Genomic DNA, 17,750 nt, shown 5'->3' with positions numbered 1-17,750 from the left:
CCTCAGCAACGGTTCTCCCCACGCGCAAGAGGCTGAGTCGTGTTGACCGCCATTGTCGCAGGCCTCATCAGCGGCTCTGTTCTGCTGCTAGCGACGGTCGGCTTCGAACTGGTACGCCGGGTGGAGGGCTTTCTCAACATCGCGCACCCCCAACTCATCGTGCTCGGCGGGTTCAGCGCATACGGGTTCAACGTGCAGCTCGGGATGCATTGGATCCTCTCGTGCTTCGCGGCGATTGTGGTCACAACACTCGTCGGCGTCGTCTCGGCTCGGCTGATCTTCTGGCCGATGCGCGGACGTCCACACCACATCCCCTTGATCGCATCGGTCGGTCTTGCGTTCTTCTTGCACTCGATGATCGAGCTGTTCACCGGGTACGGCGTGAAGACGCTCGACGTCCCCTTGCAGGAGACTTTGCGCATTGGCGAGACCGCGGTGGCCGGCATCGATCAGATCGCCGTCATCGTCATAGCCGCAGCAGTGGCTCTGGCACTGCACTTCTGGCTGTCCCAGTCCTACAGCGGACGAGCGATGCGCGCGATGGCGAACAACCAAGCGTTGGCTGAGGTGCGCGGCGTCAACACGTCGTATCTCCAATACGTCACCTGGGCAGTTTCGAGCGCCTTGGCAGCCCTCGCGGGAATTCTCATCGCGTTGACTGGTCGCATCTACCCAGAGCTCGGCTGGGATCAGGTGTTGCTCATCTCAGCCGCCGCAATCATCGGTGGGCTGGGCAGCATCTACGGCGTGATGCTCGCTGCCGTGTTGGTTGGACTCACCTCAAGCCTCACCACCCTGGTCATGCCGTCCCAGTACACCCAGATGGTGGTGTTCGCGGTCATCGGCCTGGTCGTCTTTTTCCGGCCCGAGGGCCTCTTCAGCGGTCCGAAGGAGCGTGTCGCATGAGCACTCTGCTCATTGTTGCCGGGTTGATCACCCTGATGGGGATCTATGGAGTTGCCGCCCTGGCGCTCAATCTTCAGTTTGGCGCCGGCGGGATGGTCAACTTCGGTGTGGCGGCGTTCTTCGGCGTCGGCGCCTATGGCTATGCGCTCGCCGTCATGCCGGCTCCCTCTGGGTCATACACATACATCCTCGGACTTGGTTTGCCGTGGGGAGCGGGTGCGATATTCGGCGGTCTGGTGTCGGCGTTGCTCGCACTGGTCGTCGGAGTGGCGTTGCTGAGGGTCGGGGGCGACTATCTCGCTGTCGTGACGCTTGCGCTGGCTGAGATGACTCGCCAGCTGTTCATGAACCAGCCGACGATCGCCAACGGAGCGCGCGGACTTCTCGACGCCCCGGTGCCGTACGTCGAATCGATCCCAGGTCGTATGCAGTCTGTCTTCATCGCCGGCATCGCACTGGTGGTCCTGGCGGTCACCTTCCTGCTGTTCCGGCGCGTGACCCGGTCCGCGTTCGGCCGAAGCCTGCTCGCGGTGAAGCAGAACGAAGCGGTCGCTCGCTCTCTCGGCGTGAACGTGTACGCCGTGAAGCTCAAGGCTTTCGTGTTCGCCGCCTTCTTCATGGGGTTGGCCGGCGTCATGTACGTCTGGTATCTGTCGATCCTCACTCCGACCTTCTTCAGCGTGAACATCACCTTCACGATCTTCATCGCGCTGATCATCGGGGGGACCGGGAGCAACGTGGGTGCCGTTGTCGGTGCCATCGTCCTGCTCGGGATGCGCGAAGGTCTGACCTACATCCAGGTCGACTTCATCACGTCAGAAAGGATGACCAGCCTCCAGGACGCGCTGCAGGGGGTCGTCCTGATCGTGATCCTGCTGTTCTGGCCCGGTGGGCTCTCCCGCCCACGGCTCGCCGTCTATCCGCCGCCGGCCGAAGTCAGCCCAGCGCCTCGCGTTCTGGCCACTACTGCCGCGGGTGGTCGTCCATGAATTCAGCGAACCCCCTCCTCGAGATCGACGGACTCGTGAAGACGTTCGGTCAGCTCCGGGCCCTCGACGGCGTCGACATGTCGGTTGAACAAGGCAAGATCACCGGCCTGATCGGGCCGAATGGCTCCGGCAAGACGACACTGTTCAACGCGGTCTCAGGCTTTCTCAGGCCGGACGAAGGAACGGTCGTGTTTGACGGTCGTGTCGTCACCGGTGCGTCAGCACACAGGCTCGCCGGCGCTGGTCTCAAACGCACCTTTCAGAACACGGCCGACTTCACGGACATGTCTGTCTTGCAGAACCTGCTCACCTCGGTGCGGTCAGTCCCGGGCGAGAGTCTGGCGCGCTTGTTCACATCGCCGAGGCGGGTCTGGAGAAGCGAGCGGGACCTGGTTGACCGTGCCTGGACACTCCTCGAGCGCATGGGTATGGCCGAATTGGCCAACACCCGCGCGGGTGACCTCTCGATCGGTCGCGGGCGTCTGCTCCAGATCGCCCGCTTGCTGATGGATCCGCCGTCGTTGCTGATGCTTGATGAACCATCGTCGGGCCTCAATCCTGAGGACCAGCACCGACTGTCGTCGACCGTGCGTCAGCTGCGCGATGCAGAAGGCGTGACCGTGCTCGTCATCGAGCACAACATGTCATTCATCAACACGATCTCCGATGCGCTGTACGTGATGCACGAGGGCCACGTCATCGCCAGCGGCCAGCCCGCCGAGGTCGTCCGCGATCCACTTGTGATCGAAACCTATCTGGGAGTGCGACATGTCCCTGCTTGAAGTCGAAGGCCTCACCAGCGGCTACGGCAAGACCACCATCATCCGGGGCGCCTCTTTTGCGGTCGAAGAAGGAGCCATCACGGCGATCATCGGGCCCAACGGGGCCGGCAAGACAACCCTGGTGCAGACCATCGCCGGAGTGGTCGACTCGCGTGGCGGGAGCGTCAGCCTCGACAGTGAAGCCCTCGATGGCACGTCCGCGCGCGAGCGAGCGCGACGCGGGCTCGGATACACACCTCAACTGCGCAACGTGTTCGGCGCGTTGTCAGTCGAGGACAACCTGGAGGTCGTCACTCGTGCGATGCGCCTGCCCCACGATCGAGTGGACGAGATCTTCGAGCTGTTCCCGATCCTTGCCGACCGTCGGAAGCAGCGAGCGGGGACACTTTCAGGTGGCCAACGCCAGCAGCTCGCCATCGGCTCGTCATTGCTGATGAAGCCACGGCTTCTGATCCTCGACGAGCCCACCACGGGGCTCGCGCCTCAGATCGTCGACTCTCTCATCGAGCAGATCTGTGTCATCGAGCGAAGTGGCACCGGTGTCCTCTGGGTGATCGAAGAGCATCCGAGCCAGATTCTCCCCCTGTGCGGCCGGGTGTTCCTCATGGACTCCGGTCAGATTCGCCACGAGGCGACAGGGCCGGAGCTGCTCGCGGACCCCGGCTTCGCGGAGATGTTCTTGGGCGCTCGGGTCCCAGGGATAGCTGCCGCGCAGATTCATCACTGAATGAGAGGCACAGCACACCGCTCCTGGCAGCGCCAAGGAGTTCGAGTCCATCGCAACGGTTCTAGCAGGAGGTTCGAGACATGAAGAGTTTCAGAGCAACGGCGTTCAAGGCGTCGGTCGGGTTCGTCGCCATCGCATCCGGGACAGCACTGGCAGGGTGCAGTGCGGCTTCGGACGGTAGCGCCGTCATCGGGGTCGCCGCGCCGCTGTCGGGGGAGGCGGCCGCGTACGGCAAGCCCGTTGACCAGATCACCAGGGCAGTCGTGAATCACGTCAACGAGCGGGGGGGTGTGGGTGGCGCCAAGCTGAAGGTCGTCAGCGAGGACGAGAAGTTCAACGCCGAGGACGGGGTCCGCGTCGTCACGAAGCTCATCAACAAAGACGGTGCGCAGTTCATCGTCGGCCCGTCGTCGTCGACGTTCATGGCCACCCTCACTCAGGCCAAACGCAACGAGGTCGCCATCGCGTCTCCCTATGCCGGCATTGTCGAGTACGACGACAAGGCCAACCCGTATACGTTCCGCACGGTTGGACCGGACACGTTCGATGGCCTGGCGGTTGCGAAGAACCTCATCGATCGAGGATTCAAGACCCTCTCCATCCTCTACGAGAACGCTGACTCGTCGAAGAGTACCTCCACGCATCTGGAGAAGTTCTACACACAGCTCGGAGGCAACGTGGTGGCCAAGGTTGCGTTCAACGGTGGCCAGAGCTCGTACCTGCCGGAGGTTCGCAAGGCATTCGGGCCCAAGCCCGACATCGTCTTCCTGGCAGGTTCGGTGGAGGCTGCAGTGCCGATCGTTCGCGAGTGGGCGCGGCAGGGGATCCCCGGCAAATGGTCGTTCATCGCAGAGCTGACCTACCCCGTACTGCTCGAGGAGGTCGGCGGCAAGTATCTCGAGGGCGCATATGGCCAGCTTCCGGCAGCGTCGGAGTCGCCGGCGGTTGACGGAATGCGCGACCTGCTCGTCGCAGAATACGGCGAGAAGGAGGGCGCTGCCATCGCCAAGGAGCCGTCGGCGGCGACAGCGTACGACGCCGTGGTCTCGGGTGTCCTCGCGATGGCGGCCGGCGGCAAGGCCGATGGCACTGCGATCGCTGACAATCTCCACAAGGTCACTGATCCAGGTGGCACTCCCGTGTTCACCCTGGACGAGGCCTTGGATCTGCTGGCCGAAAAGAAGAAGATTGACTACCAGGGCGCAACTGGTCCGGTCGATTTCAGCGCGTCGAACACGTCTGCCCCGGATTACGGTATCTACCAAGTCGTTGATGGGAAATGGTCTCTCACCAAGCGCTACACAGGCGTCGAGATCAACAAGCTGTCTGAAGGACTGGACTGATCATGAGTCAAGAGCGCGTAACGGCAGCGAATCCACCTGGTGGCGACCCGGAGGGCGGGCCTGTCCTGAGGCAGTTGTCGGGATTCGAAGCGGTGGACCGCACCTTCGCGCAGATGCTGTGCGACCGCGCTGAGCACGAACCGAACGCGGTCGCGTTCTGCAGCTGGGAAGACGGCGCGGCGCGGGCGACCAGCTGGCACGACTATGTCAGCAACGTGCGGGAGGCTGCGCTGGGATTGCATGAGCTCGGTGTGGTTTCGGGCGACCGAGTTGCCATCATGTCGTCCACACGTACCGAGTGGGTGGTGGCGGCTCTCGCGATCCTGAGCGTGGGCGGCGTCCCGGTCGGGGTGTATCCGACGAGCGCGGTCCCCGAGGTCGAGTACGTCCTGAAGGACAGCGGCGCAACGGTGGTGTTCGTCGAGGGGGCCCCTGACGTCGCCAAAGTGGCCGCTGTCGTCTCGCGACTGCCGGACGTGCGCGCGATCGTCGGGTTCGAATCGGAGCCAGCGGGTTTGCCGGACGCGGTTGTCGCTGTGCGGTGGGACCGGTTGTGCGCGGCCGGTGGCGCTCAGGCGGTCGCGCAACCTGACCTGTTCTCTGCGCTTGTCGAGGCCGGTGAGGTCGACCAGCTTGCGGCGTTGTTCTACACCTCCGGATCCACTGGTGCCCCCAAGGGTGTGATGCACACCCATCGCACGCTCCAGTACTCCGTACTCGGATTTGCCATGTCCTACCCCGAGATCGGCACCACCAGGCACGATCTCGTGGCCTTCCTCGGGCTCTCCCACGTCGCGCCGGCGCTGCTGGGGGTCTTCGCTCCGATCATGACTCGGCTCGTCAACACCTACTGCACGATGGAGCAGCGTGCCGAGGCGCTCGTGGGGGTTCGGCCGACAGCGGTCGTGTGGCCGCCGCGAATGCACGAGAAGCTTGCGAGCGAAGTGCTGCAAGCGCTGGGGGAGTCCGGGAAGGCGTTTCGTTTCGCATACTCCGTGGCGATGAAGGTCGCGCGAAAGGCCAGCGCGTTGCGGTGGCAGGGCCGCCCGTTGCCGAGACACCTTCAGGCCCTCGACCGCCTCAGCACGACATTCGTGTTCGTCCCGTTACGGGCCAAGGTTGGCATGGACCGCATCAGCGTCAGCTGGACCGCCTCGGGGAGCATGACTCCCGATGTGGCGGCGTTGTGGCACATGTGGGGGGTCGATCTGCGCGAACTCTTCGGCACGACGGAGACGTGCGGATCGGTCGTGGCTCAGTGGGACCGGGCGTTTCCCGCTCCGGGGACGATCGGCAAGTCTCTGCCTGACCCGCGGTGGGACCTTCGCGTGTCTGACGACGGGGAGCTGCAGTTGCGCTCGCCCTGTCTTTTCACCGGCTACTGGCGTGATCAGGCGGCGACGGCAGCGGCCATGGAAGGTGAGTGGTACGGCACAGGGGACCTGGTCGAGCTGGATTCCTTTGGCGAGGTGAAGATCATCGGGCGACTGAAGGACGTCCTGAAGACGACCGGCGGCAAGATGGTCAGTCCGCAGCCGATCGAGGTGCGTCTCAAGACGAGTCCGCTGATCGATGAGGCGATCGTCGTGGGAGAGGGCCGGAAGTACCTCACGGTTCTGCTCAGTGTCAGCGAGGAGGCACGGGGTATGGACTCGGCCGAGCGGGAAGCCGCCCTCGGCGACTGGATCGACGAGGTGAACACCGAGCTCGCACGCCCTCTGCAGCTGAAGAAGTTTCAGGTCCTGCCGCGAGCGCTGTCGGCAGCAGACGGTGAGTTGACGGCCAAGGCAACCATCCGACGCTCCAACATCCTCGCCGCCTTCTCTGACCTGGTGGATGACATGTATGACGCCGGCGAGGAAAAGGAGATAGCTCGCCAGGCTCGCCTTGCACGGACGGATCGTGGTTGACCGCAGTCACATCAGGTGGGGCGGTCGTACTCCGGCCGGGGCGAGGTCAGTGCCTGGATTGCGGCCGTAGACATCGTCTCGACGATGGCGCGCTTGTCCAGCCCCTTGTTCAGGACGGCGACCGAGTTCAGCATCGAGAAGACAGTCTGCGTGAGCAGGCGTACCTCCGGATCGGACAGCTCGGGCCGCTGTGGCGACACCACGGAGATCCATTCCTCGGCGTACAGGTTCATCGCTCGACGGATACGGCGACGATCGGGTTCGGGGACCGCGAGCTCGTTGCGCAGGAAGATCAGGGTCGTCGGGGCCTCGGAGACGACTGACGTGATGTGAAACCTGACCATCGCCTCGAGGGCTGCCCGAGGATCTGGCTCGGCCTCGGCGATGCTCCGTGCGGTCTGGTGGAGGTGCTCGAGCGGGGCCTCGACGACGGCGATCAGCAGGGCCTGCTTGTTCTGGAAGTGGCGATAGAGCCCAGGGCCAGAGATACCGGCCTTCGCGCACACCATCTCGACCGTCACCAAGTCGTACGGGTGCTGAAGGAAGAGCTCCGCCGCGACATGCAGCAACCGTTCACGGCGAGAGAGGGAGGCTGCAGGTGCGCTGTCCGGCACGGGATCGGAGGTCACCGCTCGCACGCTACCTGACCGGCAGTTGGCGCGGGCGTGAGAGCCGACCATTCTGCTCCGTGTGTTAATCAGGATTAACGTCGTGACGATCCTAGGGGAGCTGGGGCGTGGCGCGTTGGGATCCTTCGGCGCACCGAGGCCGGTCATTTCGTTCGTGTGCAGAGGGATTCGTAGCCAGGCCCATGGAGCTCATTGACAAATGAGCCGAGAGCGTCGTATGTTAATCTGAATTAACATCTGAGGAAGGGTTGAGGACGATGCAGCTGATCTGTATGGCCTCAGCCGTCGATGACGGGGGTAGGTAGGACATGTCACAGGGAGAGGCAGGAATGAGCGCCGGTCTCAGCGTGCTGCACAGCGATGGCGTCGTCATCGTGACCATCGATCGACCGCCGGCGAATGCGTTGGATGGTGCGCTCATTCACGACCTCACCGTGCTGTTCACCGAGCTCGCCACGAAATCGGATCCGCCCCCGTTGGTTCTCACTGGTCGTGGGGAGCGCTTCTTCAGCGCCGGAGGCGACATCAAGGAGCTGGACGGAGCGTCTCCCCAGGACATTGATGCGCGCATGCGGGAGTTCCACGCACTCCTCGTCGCCATGGACCAATATCCGCGGCCGATCGTCGCGGCTGTCAACGGTCACTGTGTGGGCGGCGGCATGGAGATCGCGCTGTTCGCCGATGCCGTGTTTGCGGTTGCCAGCGCACGGTTCGGGTTCCCAGAGATCAACCACGGCCTGCTGCCCGCCGACAAGGGTGTCCAGCGTGCGACCCGTCTGCTTGGAATGCGGGCCACCCGGCAAATGCTGTTGTCGGGCGACCTGTTCGATGCCGGGCACGCGCTGGACATCCAGCTTGTCGACGACCTGGCTCCGTCGGCCGATCTCCTCGACACGGCCATTGACGCGGCGCGGACAGCGGGGGCGAAGGCTCCCGTCCTGTACGCGGCGCTCAAGCGAAGTGTCAACGACCCTGACGAGGCCCGCGACGCGGCCTCCCTGAACCAGACGCTTGCATCCGCTGCGGACTATTTCGATGATCCGGTTGCACGCAGCTTGAGGGACGGCTGGAGAGGGGATCGGCCTCGGCGCGATGAGCAGAACGGCATGGCGCGTCAGGCCCGTTCCGCGGATGCTGGCCGCCCATGAACACCTTGCGGCGCGAGAACCGGGTGGAGCACCTGACGAGCGCGGAGGTCGCGGATGCAGTCGCGAACGGGTCTCGCACGGCGATACTTCCCCTCGCGGCCGTCGAACAGCATGGTGCACATCTGCCGCTCTCCATGGACGCAGATCATGCCGACGAACTCGCCGTTCGAGTCGCCCAAGGCCTCGGAGGAGCGCTCGTCCTGCCCACGGTCAGGGTCGGGTACTCGCCGCACCACCTGGCATTCCCAGGCACGCTTTCGCTGCGGGCGAGCACCCTTGAAGCGATCTGCGAGGACTATGGGTCGAATCTCGTCAGGTCCGGTTTCGAACGGTTGCTGATCTTCTCCGGCCATATCGGGAACTACCCGGTCATGCGGGAGTTCGAGCTGCGTCTGGCACGCAAGCTTGCTCCGTTGTCAGTCATCGTCTTCACCGACAGCAGCGCGATCCTCGAGGCCTGGCGCCAAGCGGCCGAGGACGTGGCGTCCCTGGGACGCAACGTGGGCGGGCACGCAGACGTGGCGGAAACGTCAGTGATGCTGGCCCTCGCACCGGACAGGGTTCGGGTCGGACACCTAGACCGCGGGTTCATGGGACCGGTTGATGACGAGCTCCTCGCGCACGTCTTCAGTGAAGGGCTTGACTCGGTCGCTCCAAATGGCGTCCTGGGAGATCCAGCAGGTGCGTCCCCGTCGATCGGACGGGCGTGTCTGGAGGCCGTGACCTCACTCATCGTCGAGCACGCACGAACCCGAGGAGCCTGACATGCGTAGTTCCGGAGCACTCGTCATTCCAACGAATGGACACGTTTCATCTCTGCCGAGGAGGTGCACCACGATGGATTTCGATCCAGTGAAGTCCGGTCAGCCAGAGGTTGACGCGGCCAGGTTGCGCACGCTGTACGGCCGGTATCCCACTGGTGTGGCGGCTGTGTGCGCGCTCAAGGACGGCCTTCCCGTCGGGATGGTGGCCACCTCGTTCACTCCAGTTTCCATGGAGCCGGCTTTGGTGTCGATCTGCGTGCAGCACACATCGAACACGTGGCCGGTTCTGTCTGAAGGCGGTCGCCTTGGCGTCTCCGTTCTGTCTTCGAGTCAGGAGGCCGCGGTCCTGCAGATTGCCGCCAAGAACGTCGACCGGTTCGCCGGGATCTCCTGGTTCGCCAGTGAGTCCAACGGAGTCTTCCTTGCTGACGCTGCGGCCTGGTTCGACTGCACCATCTCAGCATCCATCCCGGCAGGAGACCACGACGTCGTCCTGCTGGAGGTCACTGGCACTGCGGTCAACGAGGCAGCGCCCCCGCTTGTGTTCCACGACAGCCGCTTCCGCACCTTGGTGTCGGCCGACGACTGACGGTGTTCGGTTCATGACAGCGGGATCCCGATGCATCGAAAACCGCCCCATCCGACGATCTTTCGCACCAACGAAAAATGGCTTCAACAGGAGGACACGTGACCGGTCTTGACATCCCTCTGACACCAGTACGATTCCTTGAGCGCGCAGCCGAGGTCATGCCCGACAAGGTCGCCATCATCGACGGACAACGGCGGTGGACCTACCGCGAATTCGCGGAGTCGGCGCAAACGCTGGCGAAGGCGCTCCGCGCGTCGGGCGTCTCCGACGGCGAGCGGGTGGCCTACGTGGCGACCAACTCGGCCGAACTCCTCATCGCCCACTTCGCGGTGCCGCTGGCACGGGGTGTCCTGGTCGCGATCAACACACGGCTGTCGCCGGCCGAGATCAGCTACATCTGCGAGCACTCGGGAGCCGGGATGCTGTGCGGAGACCTCGACCTACTGCAACCGCTTCGCATGAGTGGTGCCGAGTTCCCGACGATCGGCGAGTGGATAGAACTCCCCACAGTCGACGGGCACATCACCGGGGACGGCGACTTCACTGGCTACGACGAGTTGCTGGCCCGAAGTCAGGGCGACGACCTGCGTTGGGAGGTGGACGACGAGACTCGGACACTCGCCATCAACTACACCTCCGGGACCACTGGGCGCCCCAAGGGAGTCATGTACTCCCACCGCGGCGCCTACCTGAATGCCCTCGGCGGCATCCACCACTCATCGTTCGACCAAGCGACCACCTACCTGTGGACGCTGCCGATGTTCCATTGCAACGGGTGGTGCACGACCTGGGCCGTCGTCGCGGCATTGGGTACTCAAGTGTGTTACCGAGCGGTGCGCGCCGAGACCATGTGGTCCCTGATTGACGAGCATCAGATCTCCCACCTCAATGGTGCGCCGACGATCCTGACGACCTTGGTCAACGCAGAGCAGGCCCACCCTCTCGCGACGCCGCTGACCATCAGCAACGGTGGTGCGCCACCAAGTCCCACGATCATCGCTGCCGTACGCGCCCTTGGTGCGTCGATCGTTCACATCTACGGGCTCACCGAGACGTACGGGCCGTACTCCGTGTGTGAACCCAAGCCGGAGTGGAACGAGCTGGACGTCGACGACCACGCACGACTCACGGCTCGTCAAGGCGTTGGGATGATCACGGCTGAACGGCTGAGGGTCGTACGCGCTGAGCTTTCGCCAGAGGGCGAGCTGATCGACGTCGCCACTGACGGCGTTGAAATGGGCGAGATAGTCATGCGCGGCAACACGGTGATGAAGGGCTACTACCGCGATGAGGACGCGACGCGGAAGGCGACTGTGGGCGGATGGTTCCATTCCGGCGACCTGGGCGTCATGCATGACGACGGGTACGTCCAACTGCTCGACCGCGCGAAGGACGTCGTGATCTCGGGTGGGGAGAACATCTCGACGATCGAGGTCGAACAGGCCCTTCTATCGCACCCGGCGATTCTGGAGGTTGCCGTCGTGGGCGTGCCGGATGACAAGTGGGGCGAGAGGCCGAAGGCGTTTGTCGTGACTACGGGGAAGCTGGACATCGACGAAGCCGAGGCCATTGCGCACGTCAAGGCACAGATCGCGTCGTACAAGGCGCCACGAGCAGTTGAGTTCGTGGCGGATCTTCCGAAGACCTCCACCGGGAAGATCCGCAAGAGCGAGCTGCGCGAGGTCGAGTGGAGCTCGCAGCCAACCATGATCAATGGGTGATCTGACGCTGGGGCCAGCGACTGTGAAGGGCTGCTCGCGCAGGTACGCAGGCCCGAATCCGCTGGCCGAGGATGCGTCGGACCTGACTGGCCCGAGGGGCCAAAGCGAAAGGTGGGAACCATGGCAAACCGCCAAAAGAGCCGAGAGCATTTCATCAGTTGCCAGCAGTTCGCTGCGGGTCCCACGAGTCGCCGGGAGCCACGGGGGACACAACATCTGCGTCGTCTCGGCGACACCGGGACTGCCTGCGGGCAGTGGGCGGTGAACTGGCCGATGTATTTCGATCGGCCGGTCGATGTCCGCAATCCCGACCTATGCCACGAATGTGCCCGGACCATCGGGCTTCGGCCGTGAAGACCACCCCGCGCTCGAGCATCTCCGTCGCCCACCTACGTACCCAAGGATCATCATGACGTCATCCATCTCATCCCGTCGGGACACCGACCTCACCCATGACGTCGACGTGCTTCGCGACGTCGCTGAGCGGGTCCGTTGGATCGCCACGGCGATCGTGGACGCTGCCAATCGCGGTCGGCCCAACGAGTCGGGAGTCAAGGTCGGTGGGCATCAGGCGTCGAGCGCCTCGATGGTCGAGATCATGGTGGCGCTGTGGTTTTCGGAGCTGACCAACCTTGACCGGGTGTCGGTCAAGCCACACGCCTCGCCGGTCCTGCACGCGATCAACTACTTGCTGGGTGACCTGGATCGGCGCTACCTGACGACGCTCCGGGCCAAGGGTGGCCTGCAGTCGTACCCCAGTCGGCGGAAGGACCCGGACACCGTCGACTTCTCGACCGGCTCGGTGGGCATTGGTGCGACCGCAGCCCTCTGGGCCGCGATGTCACACAGGTACGTGAGCTCGCACTTCGCCACCACGCCCGCAGCCGGACGATTCGTGAGCCTCCTGGGGGACGCGGAGCTCGACGAGGGAGCGATCTGGGAAGCCGTTGCCGACCCCTCGGTGGCCCAGCTCGGTGAGCTGCTGTGGATTGTCGACCTGAACCGGCAGTCACTCGACCGAGTGGTCCCTGACGTCCAGATTCACCGTCTCATGGGCATGTTCGAGGCGGCCGGCTGGCAGGTCGTCACTCTGAAGTGGGGACGGGCGATCGCCGAGCTGTTCGGTCGTCCCGGCGGCGGCGAGCTCCGGAAGCGGCTCGAAGACATGCCCAACGAGGAGTATCAGCGGCTGCTGCGCGCCGACTTCTCGGAGGTCGCGGACCGCATCGCGGGCGCGACCGGAAGTGAGGACCTTCGAGGGTTACTGGCATCGTTGCCGGCCCCAGAGCTGGCCGACGCGCTCCGAGATCTCGGTGGTCATGACATAGGGCTGCTGCTTGACACCTTTCGCGAGATCGACGAGACCCGCCCGACAGTGATCTTCGCCTACACCGTCAAGGGTCGTGGCCTGCCGACCGAGGGGCACCCGAACAATCACTCCGCGTTGCTCACCGGCGATCAGATGGTAGAACTGGCGCGGGCGACGGGTGCGCACATGGACGATCCGTGGGCCACGTTCCCGCCAGGCTCCGACGCCGCTGCGTTGTGCGAGATGCGCGGCGCGGCGATGAGCCGTCCGCCGATCGTGCCGCAGCCGACGGGTCCGGTGCCGTTGCGTCTTTCGCGCTCCCACAAGGCGCCAATCGCGACCCAAGCGTCGCTGGGGCGCTTCCTCGCGGACTTCAAGCGTGCCGCGCCGGAGATCGCCGCCCGTGTCGTGACGTGCAGCCCGGACGTCGCTTCCTCGACCAACCTCGGGGGGTGGATCAACAAGACGGGCGTGTGGTCCGCTGCGGACCGCCTTGATTGGTTCGCCGACGACACGGAGCGGGTTCTGAAGTGGTCAGAGCTCACCAGCGGCCAGCACATCGAGCTGGGTATCGCCGAAGTCAATCTCGTCTGCCTGCTGGGCGAACTCGGTGCGACTTGGTCGCGATGGGGTGAACGACTCATTCCGATCGCGACGTTGTACGACCCATTCATCTCGCGAGCGCTCGAGCCCTGGTCGTACGGCATCTACTCAGGGGGTCAGTCGATCATTGTCGGGACGCCGTCTGGGGTGACCCTGGCACCAGAAGGTGGTGCGCACCAGTCGATCACCACCCCGTCGATCGGGCTGGAGCAACCCGAGTGCATTGCTTGGGAACCGGCCTTCGCGCAGGACCTGGAGTGGTGCATGCTCACGGCGATGTCGCGCGTGGGCGTCGAAGGCGGCACCTCGTCGTACTTTCGACTCTCCACCCGCCCCATCGACCAATCGCTGGCGGCGGTTCCCGAGGATGAGTTGCTCCTCGAGCGCAGGCGGCAGCAGGCTGTCGCGGGCGGCTACCGCATCACCGATCACGATCCGGCGATCGAGCAGGTCACTTTGGTCGGCGTCGGGGCGATCATGCCCGAGGTGATCGCCGCGGCCGGTGCTCTGACGGCGCAGGGTGTCACGGCCGGAGTGGTCTGCTTGACCAGCCCCGACCTGGTGTTCCGATCCTTCAACCAGCGGGGTGCGGTGGGTAGTGCTCGGGGCGACGACATCGTCACGGCCCTGTTCCCGCCTGCGTCCGCAGCGCCCCTCGTCACGGTCATGGACGGCCATCCGCACACGCTGTCGTTCTTGGCCGGTGCCCGTGGCGACCGCATCCGTTGCCTGGGCGTCTCGGATTTCGGCCAGTCGAGCGATCTCGGTGACGCCTACCGCCTCCACGGCATCGACACAGGCTCCATCGTCAACGCCGCCCTGACCCTCATCGGCCGCTGACCGCAACGCAGGAGAGAACCCATGGATATGACCGTGACGCTGCCAGCGCTGGGCGAAGCGATCGACAGCGCCACGATTTCCGCCTGGCTCAAGGCCGTCGGAGACAGGGTCGAGATGGGCGAGCCCCTGGTCGAGGTGTCGACCGACAAGGTAGACACAGAGCTCGAGTCGCCGGCGTCCGGTGTCGTGACCGAGATCCGCGTCGACGAGGACAGCATCGTCGACGTTGGTGCTGTGCTTGCGATCATCAGGCAGGGTGCGGTGGAGACGAATGAACCACAGTCCGCACTTGAGCCCGAGGTGCCATCGCCGCCGAGGTCTCAACCCGAAGCCGACTCGGAACGACAGGTCGCGCAGCCGTCGTCCGCTGCGGACGGGGCTGCGGACAGGCCGGCGGACGATGCGGGTGCATCGGTGCGCGGGACCACGCAAAATCTCTCCCGACTGCGCAAGGTCATCGCCCACCGCATGGTCGAGTCCCTCAAGACCTCGGCGCAACTGACGACCATCGTCGAGGTCGATGTGACTGAGGTCGGCCGCGTGAGGCGACGGCACAATGCCGAGCTTGTGCCGGGCGAGGGCACCAAGCTCTCGTACCTTCCGTTCATCGCGGTGGCCGCGCTGGAGGCGCTGCGGACGTACCCGCAGGTCAACAGCACGATCGATCTCGCGGCCGGCACGATCAGCTATCCGGACGCCGAGCACCTCGGCGTTGCCGTCGACACCGACAAGGGCCTGTTCGTCCCGGTGATCCGCGATGCCGGGTCGCTATCGGTCACGGACCTCGCCATGCGGATCGCGGACGTCGCGGAACGGACGCGCACCAGCTCGATCGGCGTCGACGAGCTCACGGGCGGCACCTTCACGATCACCAACACCGGCAGCCGCGGAGCACTCATGGACACACCGATCATCAATCAGCCCCAGGTGGCGATCCTGGGCGCCGGCGTCGTGGCAAGGCGCCCGGTCGTGACCGGGCGGGAAGGGGAGGACGAGGGCATTGCGATTCGCAGCATGGTGTTCCTTTCGCTGACGTACGACCATCGCGTCGTCGATGGCGCGGATGCTGCGCGCTACCTCACGGCCGTCAAGGAACGCCTCGAACAGGGCTCGTTCGATCTCGCACAGCGAAACGGGCGCCGGTGAACGGTGCACAGAGCTTGATCGCCGCGTTGGAGGCGGTGGGCGTCGAGGTCGTCTTCGGTGTTCCGGGAGGTGCGATCCTTCCTGCGTACGACGCTCTCCACGATTCGTCGGTCCGGCACGTGCTGGTGCGGCATGAACAGGGTGCCGGACACGCAGCCGAAGGCTATGCCCTTGCCACGGGCCATGTCGGAGTTTGCATGGCGACCTCTGGACCCGGCGCGACCAACCTCGTGACGCCGCTGGCCGATGCCTACATGGACTCGATTCCCATCGTCGCGATCACTGGCCAGGTGGAGTCGCCCAAGATGGGCACCGACGCCTTCCAGGAGGCTGACATCCGGGGCATCACGATGCCGATCACGAAGCACAGCTACCTCGTTGAGGACGCGGACGATATCCCGCGCGTCATCGCAGAGGCTTTCCACGTGGCCAGCACGGGCCGTCCCGGACCGGTTCTCGTCGACATCTCAAAGAGCGCACTGACGGGACAGGCGACGTTCTCCTGGCCACCGACGCTGCGCCTGCCCGGCTACTCCGTCCCTGGGCGGCCCTCGCCATCGAGTGTCGCCCGGGCTGCCGGGCTCATCAGCGAGGCCACCCGTCCGATCCTCTACGTCGGTGGCGGGGTTATTCGAGCCAGAGCGTCGGACGGCCTGCGACAACTCGCGGACATGACTGGAATCCCGGTCGTGACGACCCTCACCGCGCGGGGGGCATTTCCCGACTCGCATCCCTTGCACCTCGGCATGCCGGGAATGCACGGGACCGTGGCGGCAGTGGCGGGCCTCCAGCGCAGCGACCTCATCATCGCCCTGGGCGCTCGCTTCGACGACCGAGTGACGGGTGAACCCCGCTCGTTCGCACCCGGCGCCAGGGTCGTCCACGCCGATATCGATGCGGCAGAGATCGGCAAGAACAGAGCCGTCGACGTACCGATCGTCGGCGACTGCAACGACGTCATCGAAGATCTGGTGCGAGAGCTTGCGACACGCTCGACGCCTGACCTCGACCCGTGGCGAGCGTTTCTGAAGAGCGTTGCGTGCCGCTACCCGCTGGGCTACTCGGATCCGGACGAGGAGGGATTGGCGCCCCAGTACGTCCTCGAGCGCCTCGGTGTCCTCGCGGGCCCTGGCGCCATCTTCGTCGCGGGCGTCGGTCAACACCAGATGTGGGCTCAGCAGTTCATCCCGTACGAACAGCCGTCCACCTGGCTCAGCTCCGCAGGACTCGGCACCATGGGATTCTCGGTGCCCGCCGCGATGGGCGCCAAACTCGGCCGCCCCGATGCCACCGTCTGGTCTGTCGATGGTGATGGCTGCTTCCAGATGACCAACCAAGAGTTGGCGACCTGCGCGTTGGAGGGGATGCCGATCAAGGTGGCGGTCATCAACAACGAATCACTCGGCATGGTCCGACAGCAGCAGTCCCTCTACTTCGGGGGCCGAGTCAACAACATCAGCCTCCAGAGGGCTGGCTCGCAGCACTTCCCGGACTTCGCAAAGCTGGCCGAGGCGTTGGGTTGCGTCGGGCTGATGTGCGACGCCGCTCGCGAGGTCGACAATGTCATCGACGAGGCGATGAAGATCCACGATCGCCCGGTCGTTATCGACTTTCGGGTCAGCCGCGAGGCGATGGTGTGGCCAAGTATCGCGGCCGGCGCCAGCAACGACGACCTGCAGTACGCCGAGAACCTAGCGCCCGTGTTCGACGAGGACGACCTGGGCATGGAATTCGCGCTGTGAAGATATCAGGGTTTGGGCTCGACGTCCCTGGACCTGGCCACGCCGCATCGCATCACCGGCGACCCGCTCATAACCCAGAGGTCACAGGTTCAAATCCTGTCCCCGCTACCACTCGAAGGCCCGGACCAACAGGTCCGGGCCTTCTGCATGCCGCCAGCGGCGGAGCCTTTGCGTCGTCAGATGCGGCCGGTCTCGTGGGCCCACATGGCGACCTCGACGCGGTTTCGCGCGCCGAGCTTTCGCATGAGGCTGGCGAGGTGGGCCTTGACGGTGCTGGGGGTGATATGGAGCTCGCTGGCGATCTCACTGTTTGTGCGGCCTTGCGCCACAGGCACGAGGACTTCCTCCTCGCGGGCGGTGAGCGGTTCTGTCGGCTGCCTCGGTGCTGAGGTATGTGCGTGGGCGAACGTTGCGAGCAGTCGGACAGTCACGCTGGGTGCGATCAGTGCGTCTCCGTCGGCGGCGGCGTGGATGGCCTGGGTCAGCAGGGCGGGTCCGGCGTCCTTGAGCAGGAACCCGCGGGCGCCGGCCTTGAGCGCCCCGTGGACATACTCGTCGAGGTCGAAGGTGGTGATGACCACGATCGGCAGGGGATCGGTGAC

Annotated in this window: 15 protein-coding genes; 13 read left to right on the top strand and 2 right to left on the bottom strand. The window is 64.8% G+C overall.

The annotated features are described in order from the left end of the window. Positions 1–39: 39 nt before the first annotated feature. The 6 genes from V6M46_RS17825 (at position 40) to V6M46_RS17800 (ending at position 6,657) form a co-directional block, all read left to right on the top strand. Complete coding sequence (locus tag V6M46_RS17825) at positions 40–906, top strand: branched-chain amino acid ABC transporter permease (protein WP_332667553.1); 867 nt, start codon at positions 40–42, stop codon at positions 904–906. After that, positions 903–1,895 carry a branched-chain amino acid ABC transporter permease gene (locus tag V6M46_RS17820; protein WP_332667551.1) on the top strand — a complete coding sequence of 331 codons (993 nt, stop codon included), beginning with the start codon at positions 903–905 and terminating at the stop codon, positions 1,893–1,895. Before V6M46_RS17825 ends, V6M46_RS17820 begins: the two co-directional genes overlap by 4 nt. Next, on the top strand, positions 1,892–2,677 hold the full coding sequence (locus tag V6M46_RS17815; protein ID WP_332667549.1) for an ABC transporter ATP-binding protein: 786 nt from the start codon (positions 1,892–1,894) through the stop codon (positions 2,675–2,677). The genes V6M46_RS17820 and V6M46_RS17815 overlap by 4 nt, the downstream gene beginning before the upstream one ends. Next, entirely contained in the window at positions 2,664–3,404 is a 741-nt protein-coding gene (locus V6M46_RS17810) for an ABC transporter ATP-binding protein (protein ID WP_332667547.1), read from the top strand. Before V6M46_RS17815 ends, V6M46_RS17810 begins: the two co-directional genes overlap by 14 nt. Positions 3,405–3,484: 80 nt before the next feature. Then, entirely contained in the window at positions 3,485–4,747 is a 1,263-nt protein-coding gene (locus V6M46_RS17805; protein ID WP_332667545.1) for an ABC transporter substrate-binding protein, read from the top strand. A gap of 92 nt (positions 4,748–4,839) precedes the next feature. After that, positions 4,840–6,657: an AMP-dependent synthetase/ligase gene (locus V6M46_RS17800; RefSeq protein WP_332667543.1), complete on the top strand. Its 1,818-nt coding sequence runs from the start codon at positions 4,840–4,842 to the stop codon at positions 6,655–6,657. Positions 6,658–6,668: 11 nt separating this feature from the next. On the opposite strand, the gene V6M46_RS17795 is transcribed toward V6M46_RS17800, so the two are convergent. Next, positions 6,669–7,286: a TetR/AcrR family transcriptional regulator gene (locus V6M46_RS17795; RefSeq protein WP_332667541.1), complete on the bottom strand. Its 618-nt coding sequence runs from the start codon at positions 7,284–7,286 to the stop codon at positions 6,669–6,671. Between the two features lie 329 nt (positions 7,287–7,615). Here V6M46_RS17795 and V6M46_RS17790 point away from each other — a divergent pair, with 329 nt between their 5' ends. The 7 genes from V6M46_RS17790 (at position 7,616) to V6M46_RS17760 (ending at position 17,148) form a co-directional block, all read left to right on the top strand. Further along, complete coding sequence (locus tag V6M46_RS17790) at positions 7,616–8,434, top strand: enoyl-CoA hydratase/isomerase family protein (RefSeq protein ID WP_332667539.1); 819 nt, start codon at positions 7,616–7,618, stop codon at positions 8,432–8,434. Then, a complete protein-coding gene (locus V6M46_RS17785; protein ID WP_332667537.1) occupies positions 8,431–9,198 on the top strand; it encodes a creatininase family protein in 768 nt (255 codons plus the stop codon). Before V6M46_RS17790 ends, V6M46_RS17785 begins: the two co-directional genes overlap by 4 nt. Positions 9,199–9,271: 73 nt before the next feature. Next, a complete protein-coding gene (locus tag V6M46_RS17780; RefSeq protein WP_332667535.1) occupies positions 9,272–9,787 on the top strand; it encodes a flavin reductase family protein in 516 nt (171 codons plus the stop codon). A gap of 98 nt (positions 9,788–9,885) precedes the next feature. Next, the gene (locus V6M46_RS17775) at positions 9,886–11,508 is read left to right on the top strand and encodes an AMP-binding protein (protein ID WP_332667533.1); all 1,623 of its coding nucleotides are present in this window, start codon (positions 9,886–9,888) and stop codon (positions 11,506–11,508) included. A 295-nt stretch (positions 11,509–11,803) separates the two neighbouring features. Beyond that, entirely contained in the window at positions 11,804–14,260 is a 2,457-nt protein-coding gene (locus V6M46_RS17770; protein ID WP_332667531.1) for a transketolase-like TK C-terminal-containing protein, read from the top strand. 21 nt (positions 14,261–14,281) lie between these two features. Next, positions 14,282–15,406 carry a 2-oxo acid dehydrogenase subunit E2 gene (locus V6M46_RS17765; RefSeq protein ID WP_332667529.1) on the top strand — a complete coding sequence of 375 codons (1,125 nt, stop codon included), beginning with the start codon at positions 14,282–14,284 and terminating at the stop codon, positions 15,404–15,406. Beyond that, the gene (locus V6M46_RS17760; protein ID WP_332667528.1) at positions 15,403–17,148 is read left to right on the top strand and encodes an acetolactate synthase large subunit; all 1,746 of its coding nucleotides are present in this window, start codon (positions 15,403–15,405) and stop codon (positions 17,146–17,148) included. The genes V6M46_RS17765 and V6M46_RS17760 overlap by 4 nt, the downstream gene beginning before the upstream one ends. A gap of 176 nt (positions 17,149–17,324) precedes the next feature. Here V6M46_RS17760 and V6M46_RS17755 read toward each other — a convergent pair. Further along, the coding region (locus tag V6M46_RS17755) for a response regulator transcription factor (protein WP_332667526.1) at positions 17,325–17,750 on the bottom strand (426 nt) is incomplete at its 5' end.

The organism is Aeromicrobium sp., from assembly GCF_036676885.1.
Lineage (GTDB): Bacteria > Actinomycetota > Actinomycetes > Propionibacteriales > Nocardioidaceae > Aeromicrobium.
Note: the sequence above shows the minus strand (reverse complement) of the source record. Positions and strands in the feature narration are given on the sequence as shown.